Source organism: Pantoea sp. alder81 (genome assembly GCF_020179835.1).
Taxonomy (GTDB): Bacteria; Pseudomonadota; Gammaproteobacteria; order Enterobacterales; family Enterobacteriaceae; genus Pantoea.
In genome coordinates this window covers 152,549-176,501 of sequence record NZ_JAIUDA010000003.1, presented here as the reverse complement: position 1 = coordinate 176,501, position 23,953 = coordinate 152,549, and the positions used below count along the sequence as shown (strand labels likewise).

Genomic DNA, 23,953 nt, shown 5'->3' with positions numbered 1-23,953 from the left:
AGCAGCCGTTGAGTATCCTCTTGAAACGCACGCTATGGCTGATGAGCTGCCTGGCTGCGTTGATTATCTGCGTGGTTTTCCTGCCTGTGAGCCGAAGTGCGGCCTGGGCAGGTGCGGTGGCGGCCGGGCTGGTCGCGGCCATTGCCTGGTGGCGCACAGGTCGTGCCGCTCAGGCATTGCGTCATGCGCCTTTGGGAGAACAACTGGTCGCTGCACTGCCGGATGCAGACTATCGTCTGCCGGTGGTGCTCACCGTGGGCGAAGGCGCAGAGGCGCTGTTTGCTCGCGAACCGGTGCGTGAAACCGCGCAGGGATGCTACATCCTCATTCCTCAGCCGGATCAACTGGCGCACTACAGCGAGATGCTGCTGGCGATACGTCCCGGCTGGAGCACACAACTGAGCGCGCTGCTGGTGCTGCAACCCGAGCAGCATCATGACCATCCGGTACTGGCGGCACAGCTGCGAGAATTTCGTTTTCAGGTACAACGCTGTGCACAACACAGTGGCCATGCGCTACCCGCGATGCTGGCTTGTCTGCTACAGGGCGCGCCTTCGCCGTGGTTTAGCGTGGAGGCCGCAGAACCGGGCGTGCGCGTGTGGGATGAGCAGCAACAGGGTACGTCACTTAGCCGCTGGGTAGCGAATGCAGATGACAGTGAAAAAGCCTCGCGACTGGCACAGGGCGTGATGCTAAGCAGCCAGATCGCCTGGCTGCGTGAGCAGGTTCTGCCGCAGTTCAGTGGCACTGAGCAAGCCAGTGCGCCACTGCATCTGCACGCGATGGCGATGAGCTGGCAGCCCGAGGTGGCAGCGGTTCCGCGTAACTTGTGGCAGCAGTGGTTGCAGCAACGCACCACGCTGCGGGCGCTGGCAACCGATACGGCTTCCCGCCATGGCCGCTTCCCCGACTTTCTCCTGGCTCAACTGCCAGTGCGTCGTGGCTACTCACCCCCTCAGCGCGCCGCCGTGTATGCCCTGGCGTTGGTGACGCTGTTTAGCGTGATCGCGCTGGCGTGCTCATCGTGGAATAACCATCGTCTGCTACGCGCCATCGCCAGTGACGTCGCGCGTTATCGTGCAATTGCCATGACCAATACGGCGATAAAAGTCCCGGCATTAAACCAGTTACAGACCGATGCACGGCTGCTGGAGAAATTTCAGCGTAATGGCGCACCTCTGCACTTAGCCCTGGGGCTCTATCCCGGAGAGCAGCTCTATCCGCCGGTTATGGCAGAGATTCGCGGCTACGTTCCCCCGGCTAAACCTGCCGTAAAAGAGGCGCCACGTCTGGTGCGTCTGGACAGCATGTCGCTGTTCGAGGTGGGGAAATCCGCATTGAAAACGGGATCGACCAAAGTGCTGGTGGATGCCCTGATGGATGTTAAAGCGAAGCCCGGTTGGATGGTGTTAGTCACCGGGCATACCGACAGTACCGGCGATACGCGCGCTAACCAGCAACTTTCGCTGGCGCGTGCGGCCGCCGTGCGCGACTGGATGATCGCCACCAGCGATATCCCTGAAACCTGTTTTGCGATTCAGGGATATGGTGCAACGCGGCCGGTCGCCACCAATACAACCTCTGCGGGGCGGGCTGCTAACCGCAGGGTTGAGATCAGTCTGGTACCGAACGCAGCGGCCTGCCAGCCAGCTGCACGGCAATCAGACTTATCACTCTCGTCGCCATCAGGTGACAAAAACCCATAAACAACAGGAGTTAATCATGGCTATTCCAGCATACCTTTGGCTGAAGGACGACGGCGGTGCTGATATCAAAGGTTCCGTTACTGTACAGAACCGTGAAGGCAGCGTCGAAGTCGTGGCACTGGACCATGCGCTGTACATCCCAACGGACAACAACACTGGCAAGCTGACCGGAACCCGCGTGCACGCGCCGTTAGTGTTTACTAAAGAAGTCGATTCTTCAACCCCGTATCTCTATAAGGCGGTGACCTCAGGCCAGACCCTGAAATCGGCTGAATTCAAATGGTACAAAATCGACGATGCCGGTCAGGAAAAAGAGTATTTCAACACCAAGCTGGAAAACGTGAAGGTGGTGAAAGTGGCTCCGCTGATGCATGACATCAAAGATCCCGCCAAAGAGAAGCACAACCACCTGGAAGTGGTTGAGCTGCGCTATGAAAAAGTTATCTGGACTTACAAAGACGGCAACATCATTCACTCCGATTCCTGGAATGAGCGCGCACAGGCGTAATGCCGCTGCGTGAGTAATCTCAGTGCGCCCTGCGTGGGGCGCCTGTTCTGCTGTTACGTACCTCATTGACATCAATGCGTCAGTGACTGGATTCATCGCACAACTAGCTGTTCTACCCCAACGAACGATCCTCGGTCGTGCGGTAGCCATGGCGCAACACGATGAATGCCCCGATTTTTTGCCATAGGACGGGACTATTATGGATATCTCTTCACCTGCTTTACTTCGCCGACTAAACCCCTTTTGCGCCCGGGCGCTGGACGCCGCCGCCGCGCTCTGCCAAACCCGCGCACACCGGGAAATTACCGTGGAGCACTGGCTGTTGAAACTGCTGGAAAGCGGTGAAGGCGATATCGTCACCGTAGCCCGCCGCTATGAGTGGGATCTGGATGGGCTGTGGCAATCGCTGCTCAGCCATCTTGAGACCTTGCCGCACAGCGTCACTCAGCGTCCTCAGCTCTCTTCCGCGCTCAGTGGTTTGCTGCAATCCGCCTGGCTGGTGGCCTCGCTGGAAGAGAATGCGACATCGATTCGCTCTGCACATCTGTTGCAGGCGTTGATCACCCAACCGGCCTGGCTGCACGCGCAACAGGCCTGGCCGCTGCTCAGTTTGAGCGCTACCCAACTGCAGCGACTGCGTCCACTGCTGGATGCCCAGTCAGAAGAGCGTCCCGAACAGCAGGCGCTGGCAGAGAATGACCGGGTGCTGGCGGATGACCGTGCTCAACCCGCGCTGAACGGCAAACAGACCTTATCTGAAGCGCTGCAGCAGGTACTGAACAAGTTTACCCACGACCTCACCGCACAGGCGCGCGCGGGCAACATCGATCCGGTTCTGGGCCGCGATAATGAAATCCGCCAGATGATCGATATCCTCTCTCGCCGCCGCAAAAACAATCCGATTATGGTCGGCGAGCCGGGTGTGGGTAAAACCGCGTTGGTAGAAGGACTGGCGCTGCGCATTGCCGAGGGCAACGTGCCGGAAAGCCTGAAGCGGGTCTCGCTGCGCACCCTCGACCTGGGTATTTTGCAGGCAGGCGCGGGGGTGAAAGGGGAGTTTGAGCAGCGCCTGAAGAGCGTGATTGATGCCGTCCAGCAGTCACCTGAACCGGTGCTGCTGTTTATTGATGAAGCCCACACCATTATTGGAGCGGGCAACCAGGCGGGCGGCGCGGATGCCGCTAACCTGCTGAAACCTGCGCTGGCGCGAGGCGAACTGCGTACCATCGCCGCCACCACCTGGTCAGAGTACAAACAGTATTTCGAACGCGATGCCGCTTTGGAGCGTCGTTTTCAGATGGTCAAAGTGGATGAGCCGGACGACGCTAACGCCACCCTGATGCTGCGTGGCCTGAAATCTCGCTATGCGCAACATCATGGCGTACACATTCAGGATGCGGCGATTCAGGCGGCAGTGACGCTGTCGCGCCGCTATCTTACTGCCCGCCAACTGCCGGATAAGGCGGTGGATCTGCTGGATACCGCCAGTGCGCGCGTGCGCATGAGCCTCGACACGCAGCCGGAAGCGCTGATGCAGTTGCAGGCGCAGCTCGCCGCACTGGCGATGGAACAACAGGCGATTGAGGACGATCTGGCACTCCATCCACAAGGTGATGCCACGCGCCTGACCACACTGGCGGAACAACGCCGCGCGCTGCAAACACAATGTTCCGCACTCGAACTGCGCTTCCAGCAGGAAAAAGCGCTGGCAGAGCAGATACTGACGGCCCGCCAGCAGTCGGAGCAGGGCGCAACCTTAGGCGATTTGCAGCAGCAACTCAGCACGCTACAGGGCAACGCGCCACTGCTGTCGCTGGATGTGGATGCGCGCAGTGTGGCAGAAGTGATTGCCGACTGGACCGGCGTACCGCTGGGCAGTTTGCTGAAAGATGAACAGACCAACCTGCTTGAACTGGAACAGCAGTTGGGCAAACGGGTGATCGGCCAGGATGCCGGATTGCACGCGATTGCTCAGCGTCTGCGAGCCGCGAAAACCGGCCTGACGGCAGAAAACGGTCCGCTGGGGGTATTCCTGCTGGTGGGACCAAGCGGCGTGGGTAAAACCGAATCGGCGCTGGCGCTGGCTGATACGTTGTTTGGTGGCGAACGTGCGCTGATCACCATCAACCTCTCGGAGTATCAGGAAGCGCACACCGTATCGCAGCTGAAAGGGTCACCTCCGGGTTACGTAGGATACGGCCAGGGGGGCATTCTCACCGAAGCGGTACGCAAGCGTCCTTACAGCGTGGTTCTGCTGGATGAAGTGGAAAAAGCGCACCGCGATGTCCTCAATCTCTTTTATCAGGTGTTCGATCGTGGCGTGATGCGCGATGGCGAGGGGCGTGAAATCGACTTCCGCAACACCGTGATTTTAATGACCTCCAATCTCGGCAGCGATGCGCTGATGGCACTGCTGGAGCAGCAACCCGAAGCTCCGGCCAGCAACGTTAATGAACTGCTGCATCCGATCCTGCGCGATCACTTCCAGCCTGCGCTGCTGGCGCGATTCCAGACGGTGATTTATCGCCCACTCGATGCCCCGGCGCTGCGTGAAATCGTCAGTATCAAACTGGGGCAGGTCGCCAAACGGCTGCAACGTCACTACGGCCTGCAGTGCCACATCGAAGAGAGCCTGTATGACACGCTGGTCAGCGCTTGTCTGCTGCCGGACAGCGGCGCGCGCAACATTGACAGCTTGCTGAACCAACAGATTTTGCCGGTGCTGTCGCAAACGCTGCTGCTGCAACTGGCGCAGCAGGAGAAACCAACGCACCTGACGCTGGGATTTGATGATGAAACCGGCATCACCCTGAGCCTGACGGCACAGCATGGGGAGAACGCATAATGGCGCTGGCAGATATCGCGACAAAAATCGGCCAGACCTTAAGTGGCTCGATGAACCGTTATAACCTCAAGGTGGAGGGCGGTGCAGCGGCGCTGGATGTGGAATCCTTTAAAGGGGATGAAGCGCTGAGTCGTCTGTATGGTTATGAAATCATTTTTAGCAGCCTCGACAGCGGCATTACGCCACAACAGATGCTGCTGAAAAACGCCAGCTTCAGTTTCAATGCGCCGGGTATGCAACTAGCGGGCTTTTCTCTGCCGAGCATGGAATCACCGCGCATCGTGCATGGCGTGATCACTCAGTTCCAGCGCCTCTCTTCATCGCTGGATGAGACCCGCTATCAGGCCACGCTGGAGCCACGGCTGGCGCTGCTGGGCAATGCCAGCCGTCCGGCGATTTTCCAGAACCAGTCGGTGCCGGAGATCGTTGAACAGATCCTGCGTGATAATCACCAGTTTGAAGGCTGGCAGTTTGAATTCCGACTGCGTGGCACTTATCCGCGTCGCGAGCAGGTGATGCAGTGGCAAGAATCGGATCTGGCGTTTATCGAGCGTCTGCTGTCTGAAGTGGGTATCTGGTATCGCTTTGAAGCCGATAGCCGCATGCAGCAAGAGATCGTGATTTTCGCTGACGACCAGCAGTTCTATCAGTTTGATGTGTCATTGCCGCTGCGTGCACTCTCTGGCATGAACGATGGCGCCACCGAATCGGTGTGGAAGCTCAGCAGCAGCCATCAGGTGGTGAGCCAGGCGGTCAAAGTCAAAGATTACAACTATCGCGATGCGCAAAACAGCCTGCTCACCGATGGTGATGCCGGTGCCGACAGCACCGCTTACGGCGAAGTCTATCGCTACAGCGATAACTACCTGACGCAAGGCGCGCAGCAGGACGCCGAAACAGAAACCGGTGCCTTTTATGCCCGCTTGCGCCACGAACGTTTGCTCAACGCGCAGCATCAACTGAGCGGTGCCAGCAACGCGGCTACACTGCAACCGGGGCAGATGCTGGAAATCATCGGCGATGTGCCACCGTTGTTTACCGCGGGCGTGGTGATCACTGCGATTAGCGCTCAAGGCGGACGTGACGCGTCGTTTACGCTCAGCTGGCAAGGCATTCCCTACAGCGAAACCGTGGGCTATCGCCCGCAAGTGCTCAAACGACCCACCATCGCCGGGACCTTGCAGGCACGCGTTACTAGCGTGACTGAAAATGACACCTACGCGCATCTGGATGAGAGCGGTCGTTACAAGGTGAAGTTTGACTTCGACCTGACACAGTGGAAAACCGGTTACGAAAGCCTGTGGGTGCGTCTGGCAAAACCGTACAGCGGCGATACTTACGGTTGGCATATGCCGCTGATCGCGGGCACCGAAGTGGCGATCGCCTTCGAAGCGGGCAATCCCGATCGTCCTTATATCGCTTATGCGCTGCACGACTCGCGCAATGAAGATCACGTCAGCGCCGCCAACCACAAGCGCAACGTGATTCGCACCCCGGCCAACAACAAGCTGCGCATGGAAGATGAGCGCGGCAAAGAGCACATCAAACTCTCCACCGACTACGGCGGCAAGAGCCAGTTGAACCTTGGCCACTTGGTGGATGGTGAACGCACCCAGCGTGGCGAAGGCTTTGAACTACGCAGTGACAGCTGGGGCGCGATTCGTGCGGGGAAAGGGCTGTTTATTAGTGCGGATGGTCAACCCAAAGGGCAAGGTAACGCTCTGGATATGCAGGCGGCAATTGCGCAATTGAACAATGCTTTAGCCCTGGCAAAGGCGTTGGCACAGAGCGTCGGTACTTCGGGCGCAGATACGCCCGATATTGAGGCTCAACAAGCCTTACAAGCAGAACTGAACCAGTTAAGTGGTTCGGCATTGCTCGCCAGCGCGCCAGCAGGTGTGGCGGTAACCACACCGCAGCATATGCAAATGACAGCAGGTCAAAATCTCACAACCACCGCCGGAGCCAATGCTGACTTCAGCATTATGAAGCGCTTTACCGTCGCAGCAGGCGAGGCAATTAGCCTGTTTGCCCAAAAAATGGGCATTAAAATCTTTGCGGCTCGTGGCCCGGTGGCGATTCAGGCACAAACCGGCACGATGCAGTTGCAGTCTGATCAGGCGATGAGCATCAACAGTGTGAATGGAGAAATCACGCTTAACGCTGCGCAGGGCATTACGCTGGTCAGTAACGGCGGTGCTTATATCAAAATCAAAGATGGATCAATTGAGTTGGGTGCGCCTGGCGCCGTCAATATCAAGAATGACAACCTCAGTTGGGGTGGCTCGGCATCACTCGAGCAAGCGCTACAACCCATGACAGTTGCTGATCCTGAGTTCCAGAACCCGATGAGTGAGCGATTCCAGGTAATTGATAAAACCTCGAAACAGCCAAAAACCCATGTTCCTTATCGTATTGAAAGCGAGGATGGAACGGTGGTTCGCGGTGTGACAGATGCTGAAGGCTATACGCAATCACATTTTGGTCTGGAACAACAAAAAATTAACCTCTTTTTTGAATAACAGGGCAGGGACTGCAGATGACAGATAAAGCCACGCCAGCGGCGGAAGGGCAGTTAAATAAAAGTGAAAACAGTGCCGTTCAAGTAGAACATGAATCGACGTTGCTTTATTTTCAACCGGATACTGAAGAATTGGTTTTATTGGCAGAGTCCGCTAGCCATGAGTTTGATGAGCACTGGACTGATTTATTATTGTGTGTAGATGATCACCACAAAGCGAATGAAAATTACTCCTCACTCATTGAAAAGTATGGTTTGTTATACGCTCAACCAGACAAGAAAAGTCAATTGTCTGAGGCTGAAAAGGCGGTGCAAAAAGCACAGGATGAATTAGCGTCCACTCAAAAAGCACTAAATAAACGTATAGGTGATTTTGCTTCTAAAGGTGCGGGCTATAAAGATGTGGTTGAGCTAATCCCCATCAAAGGGACTTCAAACCGAGGTGGCCGAGCATTGGCAGGGAGTCGATATGTTTATGTGCAGAAAACCTATTATGACGATCTCGGTACAGGGAAACGACATAACGTAAAAATTAGTGGTAAAGACAGAACATCAGCAGGTGAAAGCATTTATCAGAACGGGCGAGTTGACTTAAAAAAACTACGTAAGCAACTAACCGATTTAAAAATACCTAAGCCAAAAAAACAAGATGTTAAGTTGCCAAAACCTGCTGATTTTATCGATATAGACAAAACGCTTGTCGAGTGGGCCGGAAGTTGGAACGATTGTCTTGGCAGTGACGAAAATGGAAAACCACACAGCATTGATATTTCGGCAGGCGCACAATTTTTACGCTTCACTTCAAATGTTGGAATGTCAGGCAAATGGGACCCCAATAATGGCAAGGTAAGTTATAAAGGGGAAGCCAGCGCCGTTGTTAATGTCGCTTCCGGAACAGTTAACGCTAAGTACTTTTACCCCGACCGGGTAGGTTGGCCACTGAAATATGAACCAGAATCCAGTTCACCCATCGATATGGGCATGCTCAGGTTGATTCTGAATACAGACTTGGTTGGCTTTGTAGGCGCTTCGGTTCAGGCTGAAGCACAGTTGCAAGTCACCACTTTTATGAGTCAAGACGGTATTAAGCAGGTTCTTACAGGTAAGAAAAGTGACAAGCTGCCGCGTTTTAGTGAAAGAAGAACCACTGGAGCAAAATTCCAAAAGCAAATGAATGAAAATGATGAAGGCGTCAGTATTAACGCTGAAGCTTTTGGTGGTGCTCGTGCCGAGGCATTTTTGAAAGGCAGCATGCAATGGTTAGAACCATTGTCCTCCCTCGATCAGCGCCATGCCAGCGCTGATGATAAAAAAGCTGCTGCTGAGTATGTCGATTTTTGCACCATTGGCAGTAGTATTGCTGGTTTGGCGGGGTTAGGGGCAGGAGCTACTTTCCAGTGTGACTTCATCAACGGCAAATTCTGCTTCAAAATTGCTGCTAGTCTCTGTTTTGGGCTTGGAGCTAAAGGGGCATTTATTTGTGAAGTGGGGTATGAGCATTTTAAGAATTTTGCTTCATGGTTAATATATCAACTCTTTGCCTTGAACTACCACTATTTGGAAATTATTGCAGAAGATGCATTTAAAACTTTTACACGCTTATGTGTTTTACAAGTGTCTAAGTTTAAGGACAACGTTTATGAGGAGGTAAATAAATTTGTAGATGATGTTGAAGATGTTAATGATAAGTTTAACAGTTATGTTTCGTCGGTGATAACTGATGCTGAGAATGGAATTTCTTCCTCAAGAAAGAGAAATCAGTTGGCTGACAATATAAATTCCAACCCATTGAATTTGCTTGATTACACGCCAGAAGCAAAGGGGATACTTCTTTACCTATTAACTAGACATGGGTTTTATGATCATTTTGATCATAAAACCTATGGGCCAATGTTTGAAATTTATGCATCACGAAAGAAAGCTATAATAAACATTCTTCACAGCATACAAACTAAAAGTGAATGGAACCAAATTATGCAACATCGAACTTATGACGGTTCTACTATAATAGGAATCACCATTAATGAGGTCGAACAAGAAATTCGCGCATTTCTTGACGAATCATGGAACCGGTCTAATGAATTCGATGATTTAGAATTAAGCCTCACAAATGAACTTGATCAAATCTACGCAAGAATTAAAACAAATATTTCATGGGGTTATGCTCTGGTGATGAATAATACTCAAGAGTATTTCCTTAATACTAATTCCAATCCATATTATCCAAATGGAAATTCTTTTAATCCACTAAATGACAAAAGGACATATAATGTTTAGGGGTGAAATGAAAATTAATTTGCAACTGTTTGTTATATCTTCATTCTTATTGGTTTCGTGTGATAATAATTCAATGCGTGATGAAGGAGCGAAGAGCAAAAACGATTCAATATCAAAATTTACGAAAAACATTAAAGAGAATGTTGTATATGTTCAGGGGGGGAAGTTTCAAATGGGGGACTTTGGTATTGAGCATTTGGATGAACACTTACCTATTGATAGTAATAGTGACAGTAAACCATTACACGAAGTTGAGTTAAGTAGCTATTCAATTGCGAAGTTCAAAACAACTAATGAACAGTTTCAATATTTTCTTCGCTATGAAAATTTAACGTTAAGAAAAGCAGGTGATCTAATTAATCAAAAAGGTTGGGATGGGCTAAACAAAATAAATAACATGCCAGCACATGCTGACTGGACCGAAGCCGAACAATATTGTAGCTGGTTAGCTAAGGTAACCAATTTACCGTTTTCTTTGGCTACTGAGGCTCAATGGGAGTATGCGGCTCGTAGCAGAGGAAAATTTCTAGTAGTAGGAACAAATGATGGGACATGGAAAGTTGATAAAGATGGAAGGGGCATAAACTTTTCGACATTAATTGATAGGAAGTTATGGGCCGAAAAAAACGATATTTCATTGAAAACATTAACTGCTTTACCAGTAGGGATTTATCCACCGAACCAACTCGGTATTTATGATATGTCGGGTAATGGTTATGAGTGGGTAAAGGATTGGTATGATCCCAACTATTATAAGTACTCATCAAAGATAGATCCTCAGGGGCCTAAAGAGAGTAAATATAAAAATTTCGAAGGGAAATCAATGAAAGTTGCAAGAGGTATATCATATTCGGATCCAGGAAAAGGAACGACCATAACCAGAAAAAGTCGAACTATTGATAATAATGGCCATTTACCAATTTCCTATACTATTCGATGTGTAGTAAATAGCCCGCATCCAGTGCAATGAATTTTCATTTATAGGGGTTTCTGTCTTTCATGGATTAAAAATGATTATGCGATTATGTGTTATATTTATCTGCTTATTAGCTTTAAGTGGATGTGATGATTTTTCTTCAGGTTCAATCGCGCAGGAAGATATTGCTACGTCAACTTCCATTAATAAAGTAAAGTCGAACCTGGTATACGTAAAGGGTGGAACGTTCATGATGGGAGACTTCGGGGTTGAACATAACAAAGTAATCTTACCCCTAAACTTGAATCAAGACAGTAAGCCACTTCATGAAGTTGAATTAAGCAGTTACTCAATTAGTAAATACCAAGTTACGAATTCTGAATATCAATTTTATTTAAAACAATCAGGAGGGAAAATGCGAGATTCCCCAGCGATGCAAGAGGAATGGGATTCTTTAAATAAAATTGGTGACATGCCAGCCCACGGTGATTGGTATGAGGCTAATAATTACTGTGGTTGGCTTGCAAAAGAGTCGAAATTGCCTTTCTCACTCGCTACTGAGGCTCAATGGGAGTATGCGGCACGTAGTCGGGGAAAATACTTGGTAGTTCCGACAAATGATGGGACCTGGAAAGTCGATGGTCTTAAGGGGGTTAACGTCCCTACTGACAGAGACCGTTCAAACTGGGCTGAGAAAAACGGGATAGCAGTTGAGGAGCTTAGCGCAATAGCTGTAGGACGATATCCAGCTAACCCATTGGGTTTATATGACATGGGTAGTAATGGATTTGAATGGGTAAGTGACTGGTATGACCCTGACTATTATAAACATTCTGCCAAGAAAGATCCTAAAGGGCCGGACACACCGACTTGGATAAATCCCTATGGAAAACATTCTAAGGTAATGAGAGGAGATGAAGTATCAGGGCCAGGGCGAGGCCAGTCGGTGGTGAGAAATAATAAATCACCAGATAACAATGGTCGTCTGCCAATAGCAAATACATTTCGGTGTGTTGTTAACTCCATAATTCCCGTGCAGTGATGTATTAAATAAGGAGTGCTTATTACTTGGGGTAATAAATGATGATGAGATTGTCTATTCACTTAACCGTTTTGCTTTCATTAATTGGATGTGACGATTTTTCATCAGATTCAATGAAGAAAAAAGAGCTTGCGATTTCAACATTCACTTCTGAAGTAAACTCAAATCTGGTATACGTCGAGGGAGGGACGTTCCAGATGGGTGATTTTGGCGTTGAACATTATAAAGAACATCTTCCTCTTGATGCCAATAGCGACAGCAAGCCATTACATTATGTAGAGCTAGATGGTTTTTCAATTTCGAAATATAAAACAACTAATAAAGAATTCCAGTATTTTCTCAAAGAGAATGGATTGCCAATAACGAAAACTAAAAACACTATAATTCAAAGAGACTGGGATGGTCTTAATAAAATAAAAAATATGCCTGCTCATGCTGATTGGTATGAGGCAGAAAAATATTGTACTTGGCTATCAAATATCACTCATCTGCCATATTCATTAGCGACAGAAGCTCAATGGGAGTACGCGGCAAGAAGTCAAGGTCAATACAGAGTAGTAGGAACTGATGATGGAACCTGGAAAGTTGGAAGTGATGGTCGAGGCATTAATATTGCCACTACGAGGGACAGAAAAGAATGGGCTAAAATGAATAACCTCTCTTTTGGGTCGCTGACTACCATGCCTGTAAATAGATACCCCCCAAATCCATTAGGTCTCTTTGATATGTCAGGTAATGGATCGGAGTGGGTCAAAGATTGGTATGACCCAAAGTATTACAGCCACTCTCCAGTGAAAAATCCTCAGGGACCTGAAAATCCTACTTATAAAAATTACAATGGTAAATACGCCAAGGTAGTTAGGAATATTGACCTTTCTAATCCAGGTAAAGGGATAACAGTTAGTAGATCGAATGAGTCACCAGATAATAATGGTGATTTGCCAATGTCATTTACATTTCGTTGTGTTGTAAATAGTCCATCTCCGGTGCAATGATTTTTTAAAGTTATGATGTCAGCCTTTCATGGGTAAAGATAATGATAGTTCGCTTATGTGTCCCATTTGTCTGCTTATTGACTTTGAGTGGATGTGATAATTTTTCTTTAGATTCAACCACGCAAGAAGAGATTGCTAAGTCAACTTTCATTAATAAAGTAAAGTCGAATTTTGTATACATCAACGGTGGGTCGTTCATGATGGGAGACTTCGGCGTTGAACATTATGATGAACATTTACCTTTAGACGCTAAGAAAGATAGTAAGCCATTGCATGAAGTAGAGCTTAGTTCATATTCAATAAGTAAATATCAAGTTACTAACTCAAAGTTTCAATACTACTTGAAACAGGCCGGTAAAAAAAATCGACAAGATTCTGTGATGCAAAGTGAATGGGACTCGTTGAATAAAATACCAAATATGCCAGCTCATGCTGACTGGTACGAAGCAAATGGATATTGTGAATGGCTGGCAGGAGTATCAAAATTGCCGATTTCATTAGCCACTGAAGCTCAGTGGGAATATGCGGCTCGTAGTAAGGGGAAATATCTGGTTGTACCAACTGATGATGGAAAATGGCATGTTAATGGAGAAAAAAATAATGTTGCAACATCCAAAGATCGAGATGTTTGGGCTAAGAAAAACAACATAACTATTGGGTCTCTGAGTGCTTTACCAGTAGGGAGTTATCCAGCAAATCCAATCGGATTATATGATATGGGTACGAATGGATTTGAGTGGGTTAAAGATTGGTATGATCCAGATTATTATCAACACTCAGCGAAAAATGATCCTCAAGGCCCTGAAAATCCAACGTGGAAAAATTACGATGGTAAGCATACCAAAGTGATACGTGGAGATGAAATATCAGGTCCGGGTCGGGGAGTTGTTGTGGTTAGAACTAACATGAGCCCTGATAATGATGGAGATTTACCCCTCGCTATGACTTTCCGTTGCGTTGTTAACAGTTCATCTCCCATTAATTAAATTCCCTTCTCAAATAAGGACATTAACGATGGCGAACAGACCTACATTAAATGGCAAACCGGTAGCGTTAAAAGGCGACAAGACCAGCACCGGAGGTGTAATTCTTGAGGGGCTGGAAAACCATACTGTGCATGGCACGCCAGTCGCACGTGAGGGGGATAAAGTCTGGTGCCCAGCTTGTAAGCAGACCGGTACTATTACAACAGGTGCTGGAATGGCGGGCACCAAAGTGAACGGCATTCCTTTTGCTGTTCATGGCAGTGCTGTTACCTGCGGCTGCTCCAATCATACTGTGATTTCACCTGGGCAGGCATCAAAAACAACATTGGCATCTTCTGCGGTGAAAGAAGGTGAACCTGAACAGCATGCGCAAGCAAGTAAAAAGCCGAAATCTGGAGTTGACGCCATTACATTGGTCATTGGCGTATTTTTTGATGGGACAGGTAACAATGCTGAAAATACTCGTGATCGGCTTGAGAATTGCAGCGCAGCAGATGAAGGATTTAGTGATGAAGAGGCAATATCAATAGCGAAGCAATGTCGGGCAGATGAATTTGGCAAACCGGGTGATTTTGGCAGGACGAGCTATGACGGGTATTTTTCAAATGTTTCTTATTTGCATGAACTTTATGATGTAAGCCCTCAACCCAATGGTGATAGCCAACTTGGCATTTATGTCCCCGGTATTGGAACAAGAAATAGCCAAGGTGATAACAAAATTGGCATGGCTATTGGCTTGCTAGAAACGGGTGTTGTAGGAAACACTGATTTTGCTATTGATTTGATCAGTGCTGCGCTAAAGGTATTTTTCAACGAGAATCCTTCCGCAGTGATAAATGAGATTAAATTCGATATTTTCGGCTTTAGCCGAGGTGCTGCGGCAGCGCGTCACTTCGCGAATCGTGTTTTTAAGCATGATCAAGACATAAAGAGAATGTTTAGTGCAATCCTGAATGAAAATAATTATAAAGGAAGCACGGCATTACCCATTGATAAATGCCGATTCCTGGGGCTTTTTGATACAGTCGCCGCGATTGGCACAATCTCAGATGGCTTTAGCCCACATGATAATAAAAATGGAAGTGTAGATCTTTATTTACCCATTGGTATTGCAGATAAAGTGTTTCAAATTACTGCTATGCATGAATGTCGATATAATTTTTCTCTTAACAGCATTAAACCTTCCTATCCAGAGATATCACTCCCCGGTGTGCACTCAGACATTGGTGGAGGCTATAATCCTTTAGAGGAAAGTAATGTGTTTCTTTCGCGGCCTGAATTTACCACGGAAGATATCGAACGGGATGTCAAAGATTCAAAATCATTTAAAAAATCAAGTGAAGCCTTGTTGGAACTTGAAAAATACTCCGCTATATATCCACTCACCATCGATAATGACATTGAAATTCATAGCTGGCAGGATCAACTTGTACCTGAAAACCAACGCGGAAGAAAAAAGAGGATGGGTTCTGCCATCACGTTAAAGCGCGAGGTAAAGAACTCATTATCAAATATCTCTTTGCATGTGATGTTAGATGCCGCAAAGGATGCGGGTGCTTGCTTCGTTAGTGCAGTTTCACCAAGATTTAGTGTGCCTGAAAATTTAACCACTTGTCTTGAAAAGGCTATGATGCTCTCTAAAGCAGCTAGATATGGCGGCAAGGCAACGGAATTCACTCAAAGTGAAATTAATGCTATTGCTAAAGAGTATGTACATTGTTCTGCTAATTGGAATGCGGTCATAGTCAATAAAAGTGGTGAAATAATTCATGCAGTTAAAGCATCGGAATTAATTGGATTTGTCAATAGGCCTTGCGATAATTGGAAAAGAGCAATTTATGATATTAACGGGAATCTTCAATGACTAAATTTTTGCCAAGAGTGCCGATTTATTATTTATTGATGCTGTGGGTTTCATTCTCTTACGCTAAAGAAAAAAATCCACCACTACCGTACAAAAACTGGAGCTATGTTTTCGTTTATCCAAAAGCATTATTTGCAGAAGTAACATTTGTACAGTTTCTTGATACAGATGGCTATCTGAACACTAATCCGTTGCCTGATTTAACTACTGAGGACAGAGAAAGCGTCAATTCATGGAGGCGCGATATTCGTCGTCGATCTGCCATTTCTAATAAGGGAAAGATGCCACCGCAATGGATGCAGTTTTGCTGGGATTCGTTGGTGGATAAAAAAGTATATCAAACAACAATCGAATTTCCGCCAAAGGTTTGGTCTATGATGCGCACGCCAGTACCCGCCTCAATGGGGCCATATTATCATGATAATATGGTCATTGGTTTAGCCCCTGGTGGAAAAGTTCGAGCCTGGTTTAACATGCCCGGTGAGAATAATATTCTAATTGGTGAAGTTAAAACGGTAAGTGACAGTAAGTTGACGACTTGCAAGAATAAAATGGCGTTTAAAGACGGATATCCATCTTCTCAAGAATTACTTTCTGCTATCAGAGGAAAAACCCACCCTTATGGAAAGTGGTGATTTTCTCTGCTCGATACCCGGTGCTAAATAATACTTTCCATATTTGTAATGCTATTAAGTCAGTAAGGAGCGATTCGTTAAGGTGGTTATGTAACCGAACTTTCTTGTGAGGATATGAACCTTTTTGAAAGTCTATTCTCTGCGCCGTAACTGGAACAGTGTAATGCTCAACAGTAAGATGGAAATTACGGGGGACAGTAAAAGCCTATAAATCATTTGGTTTGTAGATCGCCCCGGTGAACAATGGAAGAGATCTTGTTCTGATCTTAATGGTGGGAGGCTGTAATTAATGAGCGTGTCCCTTAAGTTGAATGTTTTTTATTGTACTATAATCTTTAGCTATACTTGTTCTGCTGCACCAAAAAATCCGCCATTACCTTACGACGAATGGACATATGTATTTGTGTATCCAAGCTATCTTCCTGCCCAAGTGACCTATGTACGATTTCTTGATACTGATGGATATTTAAATCAAAACTACGCGCCTGATCTCACGACTGCGGACAGTATGAGTGTCAACGCCTGGAGAAAGATTATACTGAGGAGTACTGCTATAGCTAACAAAGGCAAGATGCCACCGCAATGGATGCAAATATGCTGGAAATCTTTTGTAGATAAAAAAGTTTATCAGACAACCCTGGAATTTCCATCTGAGGTTTGGAAGTTGATGCGTCAACCCATAGCGACGCCCTTAGGTGATTATTATCGAAATAATATGGTTATCGGCGTTGCTCCTGAGGGTAAGGTTCGCGCTTGGTTCAATACGCCAGATATTAATGGTGGTGAAAATATTCAGATTGCCGAAGGAGAAACGGTAAATGGAAATGATTTGACCTTCTGTAAAAATTTTGGGGCCTATAAAGGAGGCTATAAATTGTCTGCTGCGGCCAAAAAATTTGTAGAGGGAAAAACTTACCCTTATGGAAAGTGGTGATTTTTACTACTCGCTACCCGGTGCTAAAAATTAGATACTATTATGCCTGTGAATCTTAATGAGTTGCCTGAACCCAAGCCGATACCCCTAAGGCCAAAGCAAAAAAAGGGAGTTGTACTCCCGTTACTGATTACACTATTGATAGGATTGGTGCAAAGATATCACCCTCACTTATTCTCATCACTTTCGCCGCAGTTAAAAATATTTATACTCATTGCTCCATTGGTAATTGGCGTCATTGTTTTTAGCCTGCGATTACGCCGTTATGAGAATCAAAGGGAATATGCTGAGCAGTGGAATGGAGTACGTAATGCCACTGAGGCCGCTTTAATTGATCATGGTCAACAACCGGTTTTATTACTCGACACTGCATATCATACGCCGCTGGCGAACCATAACTTAGTGAAATTGCTGTCAACTCAACAGCCTGAATTAAAACCAATCTTTATAGAGGCTGTAGGTAAGCCATTAAGTGTTCGTTTATTTTTACCCTCTGTGACAACAGACGACTCGCATTACTATGGTGAGCAGTTAACGTTACACCTAAAACAGGTCTTAGCTTCCCTTGATACTCAACGTTTTACTGAGCCTTGTTATGTGCGTGTCAGGCATAACGAAACGGTGGGTGATATGGCAATGCGTGCCGCTGTGGGCCGAACGCTAAAACAACTCCAATTGCCTTTTAATGACGTTGTAATTGACCATCAGGGCGACGGTCTGATGTGGATCGATAGCTGGCTGGATGGCGGTATCAGCGCTTCGCTGGTGTTATCGATTGAAATTGAGCTGCAGCTCTCGCCAGTGGCCGAAAGCAGCGAAGTGGTGAGTGCAGCATTAATCGCATTACCTCACATTAAACAGCCTCAGCACCTGAAACCTGTCGCTGCCATTCATCGACCTAATCGTTGGCAACAGTCAGAGGATGCTTTGCCTGAATCGCTATTGTGGGGTCATATCAGCCAACAGCAGCCCTTCTTTGTCTGGTTAAGCCAGCTGTCTCAAGAAGCGGAAGTCGATGCGGTTGTGAGGCTGAATCAGGACGGATATTTAATTAATGAAAAAAATACTCACCATCTCGATCGTTCATTGGGTAAGCCGTTATCTGCAGCAGGCAACATGTTGCTGATCTGTGCTAGTGAGCAATTTAATGCAACTCATCAACCCCAATTGGTCATGCTCCAGGATAAAACGGCTCATAGCGGTGTAATACGCGAATATCAGCAGGGATAAAAAATGAAGATAAGACGCCTAAGCACATGGATTTTAATTCTGTGTTTGTTAGTTATTGGTGGCTGCGCCATTTGGATGGCTAATCCGCTCGTGTCGTTGACCGACGATAACCAAAGAATTAAAGCCAGTCTGGGGTTATTGGTGATATGTCTGCTGATCATTATTGCCGATGGTTTAAATCTCTTCGGTTTATCTCGCCTGGCATCCCTCGATTTTTTCAACCGCTTTACACCTGATCATGCCACAGAAGGTGTGCGACCCACAGGAACGCTGAGTGAACTGCAGCAGCACCTTCACTACCGCTATGGCCGCAACTGGGGACGTCGTGTCCAACTGCTGATGGTGTTGGGTGAAAGCCAGCACGTAGAACAGCTGTTGCCGGGGTTGATACAGCAGCAGTGGCTGGAGGGTGAGGGCAATGTGCTGATTTGGGGGGGCAGCGCTACAGCAGCACCAGATAGTGACAAGATTGCCGCGCTACGCAAGCTACGTCGCCAGCCGCTGGATGCGGTGATCTGGGTAAGTGACGATCAGCTGGCTCGTCAGTCGGCACAGGTTGATGCGGTATGCCGCCAGTTGCACCAGCACTATCGCGCCCTGGGTTGGCAGCTACCGTTTTATCTGTGGGAGGTGCAGCAGAGCCATTGGCAGCAGGATGCACGCATTACCCAGCCGGTAGGCTGTTTGCTGGCTCACAACGCATCGCCGGAATCGCTGGGTGAGGGGCTGCAAGCTTTGACGCCGCAGCTTAGCCGCCATGGCATGCAGCAGATCATGCAGAATAACAGTCACGATTTTCTGCTGCGTCTGGCGCAGCAATTAGCGAGCAGCGGTGCACAGCGTTTGAAACAAAGCTTGCAGCCGTTGCTGGCAGGGCCACACAGCTTGCCACTGGCAGGCGTGATGTTCAGTCTGCCACAAACCACCCCTCACACACTGGCTGCTCATAGCTGGTTAGCCAATGGCAGCTGGCAGAGTCTGTTGGCGGATGTGCCTCATCGCAGTGCTCGTCGATTAGGTGTCGCGTGGGAAAAAGCCGCACAGTGGGGTGTGATCAGTTTAGCGGCGCTATGGGGCGCAGGCACATTAGGCGCTTATCTCACCAATCGCCATCAAATAAACAGCAGCCAGTTACTGGCTCAGGCTGCGGTGAAGCCTCATTCTTCATTGGACCAGCATATTTTGCATCAGCTGGCACTACAGCAGCAGATTGCCCGTTTGCAATATCAAGCCGCGCAGGGCGCACCCTGGTATCAACGCTTTGGCCTCGATAGCAGTCGCCAGCAACTGGCCGCGATCTGGCCATGGTATGCACGCAGTAACAATGAATTGATGCGCGATGCCACCGCATCCCATCTTGAGCAACAACTTGCCGCGATGCCAAAAGTGGCTAGCCGCAGTGATTACAACCATCTCAAAGCGTTACTGATGATGGCGCATCCAGAAAAGAGTGATGCAGCGTTTCTCAGTAAGACCTTATTGAGCAGTTGGCCTGAACGTGCAGAAGTTGATGCAGGCTTGTGGCGCAGCAGCGCACCGGCGTTGTATGGCTTCTATGCGCAGAATCTGCCGCAGCATCCGGCGTGGCGTATCACACCCGATGCCAGTCAAATTAGCGCAGCGCGTCGCACCTTATTACGCACCACTGCAGCACGTAGTCTGGAAGACAAGCTGTATCAGCAGATGATGCATCAGCTCGTTCCTGCCTTCAGCGACATGACTCTGAACCAGATGGTTGGCGATACTGATGCCGCCGCACTGTTCACCACCGATGACGTCGTACCAGGGGTGTTTACGCGCCAGGCCTGGGATCAACAAGTGAAGGCTGCTATTGCCAAACTGGTCGATCAGCGTCGGGAAGCCTTCGATTGGGTGCTGAGTGATAACACCGCGGCAGCAGCGGATGACTTGTCGCCTCAGGCGCTACAAGCGAGACTCACTCAGCGCTACTTCATTGATTACGCGGATGCCTGGCAGCATTTCCTCAACAGCCTGCGTTGGAACAGTGCGGAGAACCTCGCTGATGCCATTGACCAGATGACATTGATGACCGATGCGCGCCAGTCCCCACTGGTGGCGTTGATGAGTACCGTGCAGTACCAGGCAAGAGCGGGTGAAGCGCTGGCTCCTGACAATAAGACACTGTTTAGCGCCGATGACGCCGCAGGCAAAGCGCCAACCACGTTGCCAGAACCGTTGGCAGCCACGTTTGGACCGCTGTTTGCGCTAAGCAAGGGCGATGCGGGCGGGCAGGGCAACAATAACCTCAGCTTGCAAACCTTTATGACGCGTGTGAATCGTGTACGTCTGAAACTGCAGCAGATTACCAACGCGGCCGATCCGCAGGCCATGGCGCAGTCACTTGCTCAAAGCGTGTTTCAGGGGAAATCGGGGGATTTGGCAGACACCCGTGATTACGGCAGTCTGATGTCAGCCAGCCTCGGTCAGGAGTGGAATGGCTTTGGTGACAATGTCTTTGTGCGTCCGCTGGAGCAGGCCTGGCAGCAGGTGCTGTCACCGACTTCGGAAAGTCTGAATAGCCAGTGGCAGCAATCGATTGTCAGCGAGTGGGAGAAGTCATTTGCCGGGCGCTATCCGTTTAATGCCACCCAAAGTGATGCCTCCCTGCCGCTGTTGGCGAAATACCTGCGCAGTGACACCGGGCGTATCGATGCCTTTATCAAATCGCGATTGAGCGGTGTATTGCACAAAGAAGGCAACCAGTGGGTGCCGGATGCCATCAACAGCCAGGGCATGCAAATCAACCCGGACTTCCTGAAAGCGGTGAACCAACTCAGTGCGCTTTCTGACATTCTGTTTGCCAGCGGTGATGCGGGAATGCGATTTGAGCTGATGGCACGCCCTTCACGCAATGTAGTACAGACCGACATCACCATTGATGGACAGGACATCAAATATTTCAACCAGATGGAGAGCTGGAGCGCGGTGAGCTGGCCGGGCAATGTCTTCAAGCCTGGCGTATTGCTTAACTGGTCGAGTGTTAACGCCGGGAGTCGCCAGTATGCCGATTATCAGGGAAGCTGGGGGCTGATTCGCTTGCTGGATCGCGCCACGGTGAAGCAACTCGATAGCAGCCGCTATCAGTTGACCTTCGCCGCACAGGATGGCTTGCCGTTGAATTACATTCTTCGCACTGAAGCCGGTTCCGGCCCGTTAGCGCTGCTGGCGCTGAAAGGATTCCGATTACCTCAGCAGATCTTTTTGTAATCCATGAACAAATCCACAAGAAAACGTGTGCGCCGTAAGTGGCTAAAGCGGAAGCAGCGCGAGCAGCGTATAGATCTGCGCATTATGCGCGGGATCTTTTTTGGCGCACTGATAGGCATCGTGTTTTTCAGCTTTTTTGGCTTGAGGGGGCTTTGGCACTCATGGCACCAAATGATGTACTGGCAGAAAACCGAAGGTGTGATTGTCGATTACATTGAAAGGACGCGCTGGAAGACAAAAAGCGACGGCGATTACTCCTGCGAAAATGGCGTCTGTTACTTTGGCTCAGAGCGCGTCACTCGTATCCCGATTGTGGAATATCGCTCGGCAGACGGTCAGCTCCGGCGTGTCAAAACGAGTAATTACAGTTGGCTCGTCAGCGTTCAACGCGGCAATCGTGTCACCCTCTACTATGATCCACAACACCCTGAAAATGCGCGCATGCTGTCGTTTTCCGGCGAATTAGTGATGCTGGCAGGCTTACTGCTGCTTGTTGTGTTTCTGGTCAGAGTGATGCTGGCTACGCGTCACCATATCAGAGCGCCCAATCCTGACAGCAGCGCGTCATCATAATCGCCGCCATCGTCTGCACGAGCGGTTATCAACGAACGCGGCGGTTTGCGAGCCGCTATCCACCTCTTCAGATTAAACACCATCATGATGTTACAAAAACTGATTCAACGCTGCTTCGGGCAGCGCGATGCCGATCAACAGGCGCAACAGCAGCTTGCAGCGTGGCAGCCGTGGCTGCAGCCCATTAGCGCATCCTCTCCCGTTGGTGAAGATCCTTCGTATGAAGATGATTTCCAGCTAATGCGCGAAGAGGTCAACAAACTCTCTGGCGTGGATACCGCACTGATCGCCCAGCTGGCAGAAAAACAGCTGACGCAACAGTGCAAGGATGTCCGTGTCGCCACCTATTACTGCTGGGCGAGATTGCATCAGGAGGGCGATGCCGGACTGGCGGCAGGCATCACGCTGCTGTCGGGTCTGGTGGCAAACTTCGGTGAGCAACTGCTGCCGGCCAGAGGCAAAAGCCGTAAGGCCGCGCTGGAGTGGTTGGCGGGGAGCAAAGTACAGGACAGCCTTTCGCTGTTTCCCGAGGCCAATCGTGAGGCAATTGAACAAGCCATCGCCGCCCTCGGTCTGCTCAACAGCCAGTTTGCAACGTGGGATGTCACCAATCAGCCCGATCTGGATGGGCTGGTCAAAATGCTGGAAACCCGTCTGCAACTGGCGGGCGGTGCCAGCCAGCAAAGCCCGCAGGGGGCACCCACCACGGAGTCATCGGCGGCGGCAGTGCAGAGTGCACCGGTTGCCGTGACCCGGATTCAGTCGGGCCGTGATCTGATCGATCAGGCGCGAGAACTGACCCGTTACCTGCGCGACCAACCGCAGGGCTGGCTAGCCAGTTCACGCATGATGCGCAGCGTGCGTTGGGATACGGTGCATCAACTTCCGGCACAGGATAGCAGCGGCAATACACGCCTGATCCCGCCGCGTAGCGAACTTCGCGCCCAGTTGAAACGCCTGCATCTGCAACAGAGCTGGATGGAGTTGCTGGAGCAGGTGGAACGCATGTTTATCGAAGGCGTGAATCACTTTTGGCTGGATCTGCACTGGTATGCCAATCAGGCGCTGAGTAAATCTGGCCATCCTTATTCGCAGTGGGCGGAAATCGCCAAACGCGACCTCGGCATGTTCCTTGAACGTTTACCCGAGCTGGAAAATCAACGCTTCAACGATGGCACCGCCTTCGCGGATGACACCACGCGCCAGTGGATTGCCCAGCACGTGCAGGGTAATCAGCCGCGCTGGCAGCCGGAAACGCGCGTGGTCAGCAGCGGCGCGGGTTATGACATCGCCGCGCTGGAAGAAGAGGCGCTGACCCGTGCCGATAGCGATGGCCTGGATGCGGCGCTGCGCTGGATCAGTGACGCGCCGGAGGTCAGCACACGTCGCGAGCGCTGGTTGCAGCGATTGCTAATGGCGCGCGTGGCGGAGTCATGCGGCAAAAATGATATGGCACAGCATCTGTTGAGCGAGCTGGATCGGAGCGATCAGTCGCTGCGTCTGGAGCAGTGGGAACCCACGCTGCTATTTGAGGTGAAAGCACGTCTGCTAAAGCTGTTGCGCCTGAAACTGCAACGCAGCGAAGGAGATAAAGCTGCGCTATCAAGACAAATCGACGCACTGCTAGCGGGCCTGGTCGCCATCGACCCGGTGCAGGCAGCGGTGCTGTTTAACACCTGATACGACAAGAACC

At 49.5% G+C, this 23,953-nt stretch carries 16 protein-coding genes; all 16 read left to right on the top strand.

Annotation, left to right across the window (positions count from 1 at the left end):
- The first annotated feature begins 8 nt into the window (after window positions 1–8).
- The 16 genes from LBW88_RS10335 (at window position 9) to tssA (ending at window position 23,940) form a co-directional block, all read left to right on the top strand.
- Window positions 9–1,706 carry an OmpA family protein gene (locus LBW88_RS10335; protein WP_224932432.1) on the top strand — a complete coding sequence of 566 codons (1,698 nt, stop codon included), beginning with the start codon at window positions 9–11 and terminating at the stop codon, window positions 1,704–1,706.
- Window positions 1,707–1,722: 16 nt separating this feature from the next.
- Complete coding sequence (locus LBW88_RS10330) at window positions 1,723–2,214, top strand: Hcp family type VI secretion system effector (protein WP_034826164.1); 492 nt, start codon at window positions 1,723–1,725, stop codon at window positions 2,212–2,214.
- 199 nt (window positions 2,215–2,413) lie between these two features.
- Window positions 2,414–5,059 carry a type VI secretion system ATPase TssH gene (gene tssH, locus LBW88_RS10325; protein ID WP_224932433.1) on the top strand — a complete coding sequence of 882 codons (2,646 nt, stop codon included), beginning with the start codon at window positions 2,414–2,416 and terminating at the stop codon, window positions 5,057–5,059.
- A complete protein-coding gene (locus LBW88_RS10320) occupies window positions 5,059–7,581 on the top strand; it encodes a type VI secretion system Vgr family protein (RefSeq protein ID WP_224932434.1) in 2,523 nt (840 codons plus the stop codon). Before tssH ends, LBW88_RS10320 begins: the two co-directional genes overlap by 1 nt.
- A gap of 17 nt (window positions 7,582–7,598) precedes the next feature.
- On the top strand, window positions 7,599–9,857 hold the full coding sequence (locus LBW88_RS10315) for an ATPase (protein WP_224932435.1): 2,259 nt from the start codon (window positions 7,599–7,601) through the stop codon (window positions 9,855–9,857).
- Between the two features lie 7 nt (window positions 9,858–9,864).
- Window positions 9,865–10,827, top strand: a complete 963-nt coding sequence (locus LBW88_RS10310; RefSeq protein ID WP_224932436.1) for a formylglycine-generating enzyme family protein — start codon at window positions 9,865–9,867, stop codon at window positions 10,825–10,827.
- A 40-nt stretch (window positions 10,828–10,867) separates the two neighbouring features.
- Window positions 10,868–11,815 (top strand): formylglycine-generating enzyme family protein, encoded by a 948-nt coding sequence (locus tag LBW88_RS10305; RefSeq protein WP_224932437.1) that lies wholly within the window; start codon window positions 10,868–10,870, stop codon window positions 11,813–11,815.
- Window positions 11,816–11,853: 38 nt separating this feature from the next.
- Window positions 11,854–12,810: a formylglycine-generating enzyme family protein gene (locus tag LBW88_RS10300; protein ID WP_224932438.1), complete on the top strand. Its 957-nt coding sequence runs from the start codon at window positions 11,854–11,856 to the stop codon at window positions 12,808–12,810.
- A gap of 41 nt (window positions 12,811–12,851) precedes the next feature.
- Entirely contained in the window at window positions 12,852–13,796 is a 945-nt protein-coding gene (locus LBW88_RS10295) for a formylglycine-generating enzyme family protein (RefSeq protein WP_224932439.1), read from the top strand.
- A gap of 28 nt (window positions 13,797–13,824) precedes the next feature.
- A complete protein-coding gene (locus tag LBW88_RS10290) occupies window positions 13,825–15,660 on the top strand; it encodes a PAAR domain-containing protein (protein WP_224932440.1) in 1,836 nt (611 codons plus the stop codon).
- Window positions 15,657–16,295 (top strand): DUF2931 family protein, encoded by a 639-nt coding sequence (locus LBW88_RS10285; RefSeq protein WP_224932441.1) that lies wholly within the window; start codon window positions 15,657–15,659, stop codon window positions 16,293–16,295. Before LBW88_RS10290 ends, LBW88_RS10285 begins: the two co-directional genes overlap by 4 nt.
- A gap of 289 nt (window positions 16,296–16,584) precedes the next feature.
- The gene (locus tag LBW88_RS10280) at window positions 16,585–17,229 is read left to right on the top strand and encodes a DUF2931 family protein (RefSeq protein WP_224932442.1); all 645 of its coding nucleotides are present in this window, start codon (window positions 16,585–16,587) and stop codon (window positions 17,227–17,229) included.
- Between the two features lie 42 nt (window positions 17,230–17,271).
- On the top strand, window positions 17,272–18,459 hold the full coding sequence (locus LBW88_RS10275) for a hypothetical protein (protein WP_224932443.1): 1,188 nt from the start codon (window positions 17,272–17,274) through the stop codon (window positions 18,457–18,459).
- A 75-nt stretch (window positions 18,460–18,534) separates the two neighbouring features.
- On the top strand, window positions 18,535–21,687 hold the full coding sequence (locus tag LBW88_RS10270; protein ID WP_224932444.1) for an ImcF-related family protein: 3,153 nt from the start codon (window positions 18,535–18,537) through the stop codon (window positions 21,685–21,687).
- 3 nt (window positions 21,688–21,690) lie between these two features.
- Window positions 21,691–22,260: a DUF3592 domain-containing protein gene (locus LBW88_RS10265; protein ID WP_320442553.1), complete on the top strand. Its 570-nt coding sequence runs from the start codon at window positions 21,691–21,693 to the stop codon at window positions 22,258–22,260.
- An 87-nt stretch (window positions 22,261–22,347) separates the two neighbouring features.
- Window positions 22,348–23,940 carry a type VI secretion system protein TssA gene (gene tssA, locus LBW88_RS10260; RefSeq protein ID WP_224932556.1) on the top strand — a complete coding sequence of 531 codons (1,593 nt, stop codon included), beginning with the start codon at window positions 22,348–22,350 and terminating at the stop codon, window positions 23,938–23,940.
- Window positions 23,941–23,953: the final 13 nt, after the last annotated feature.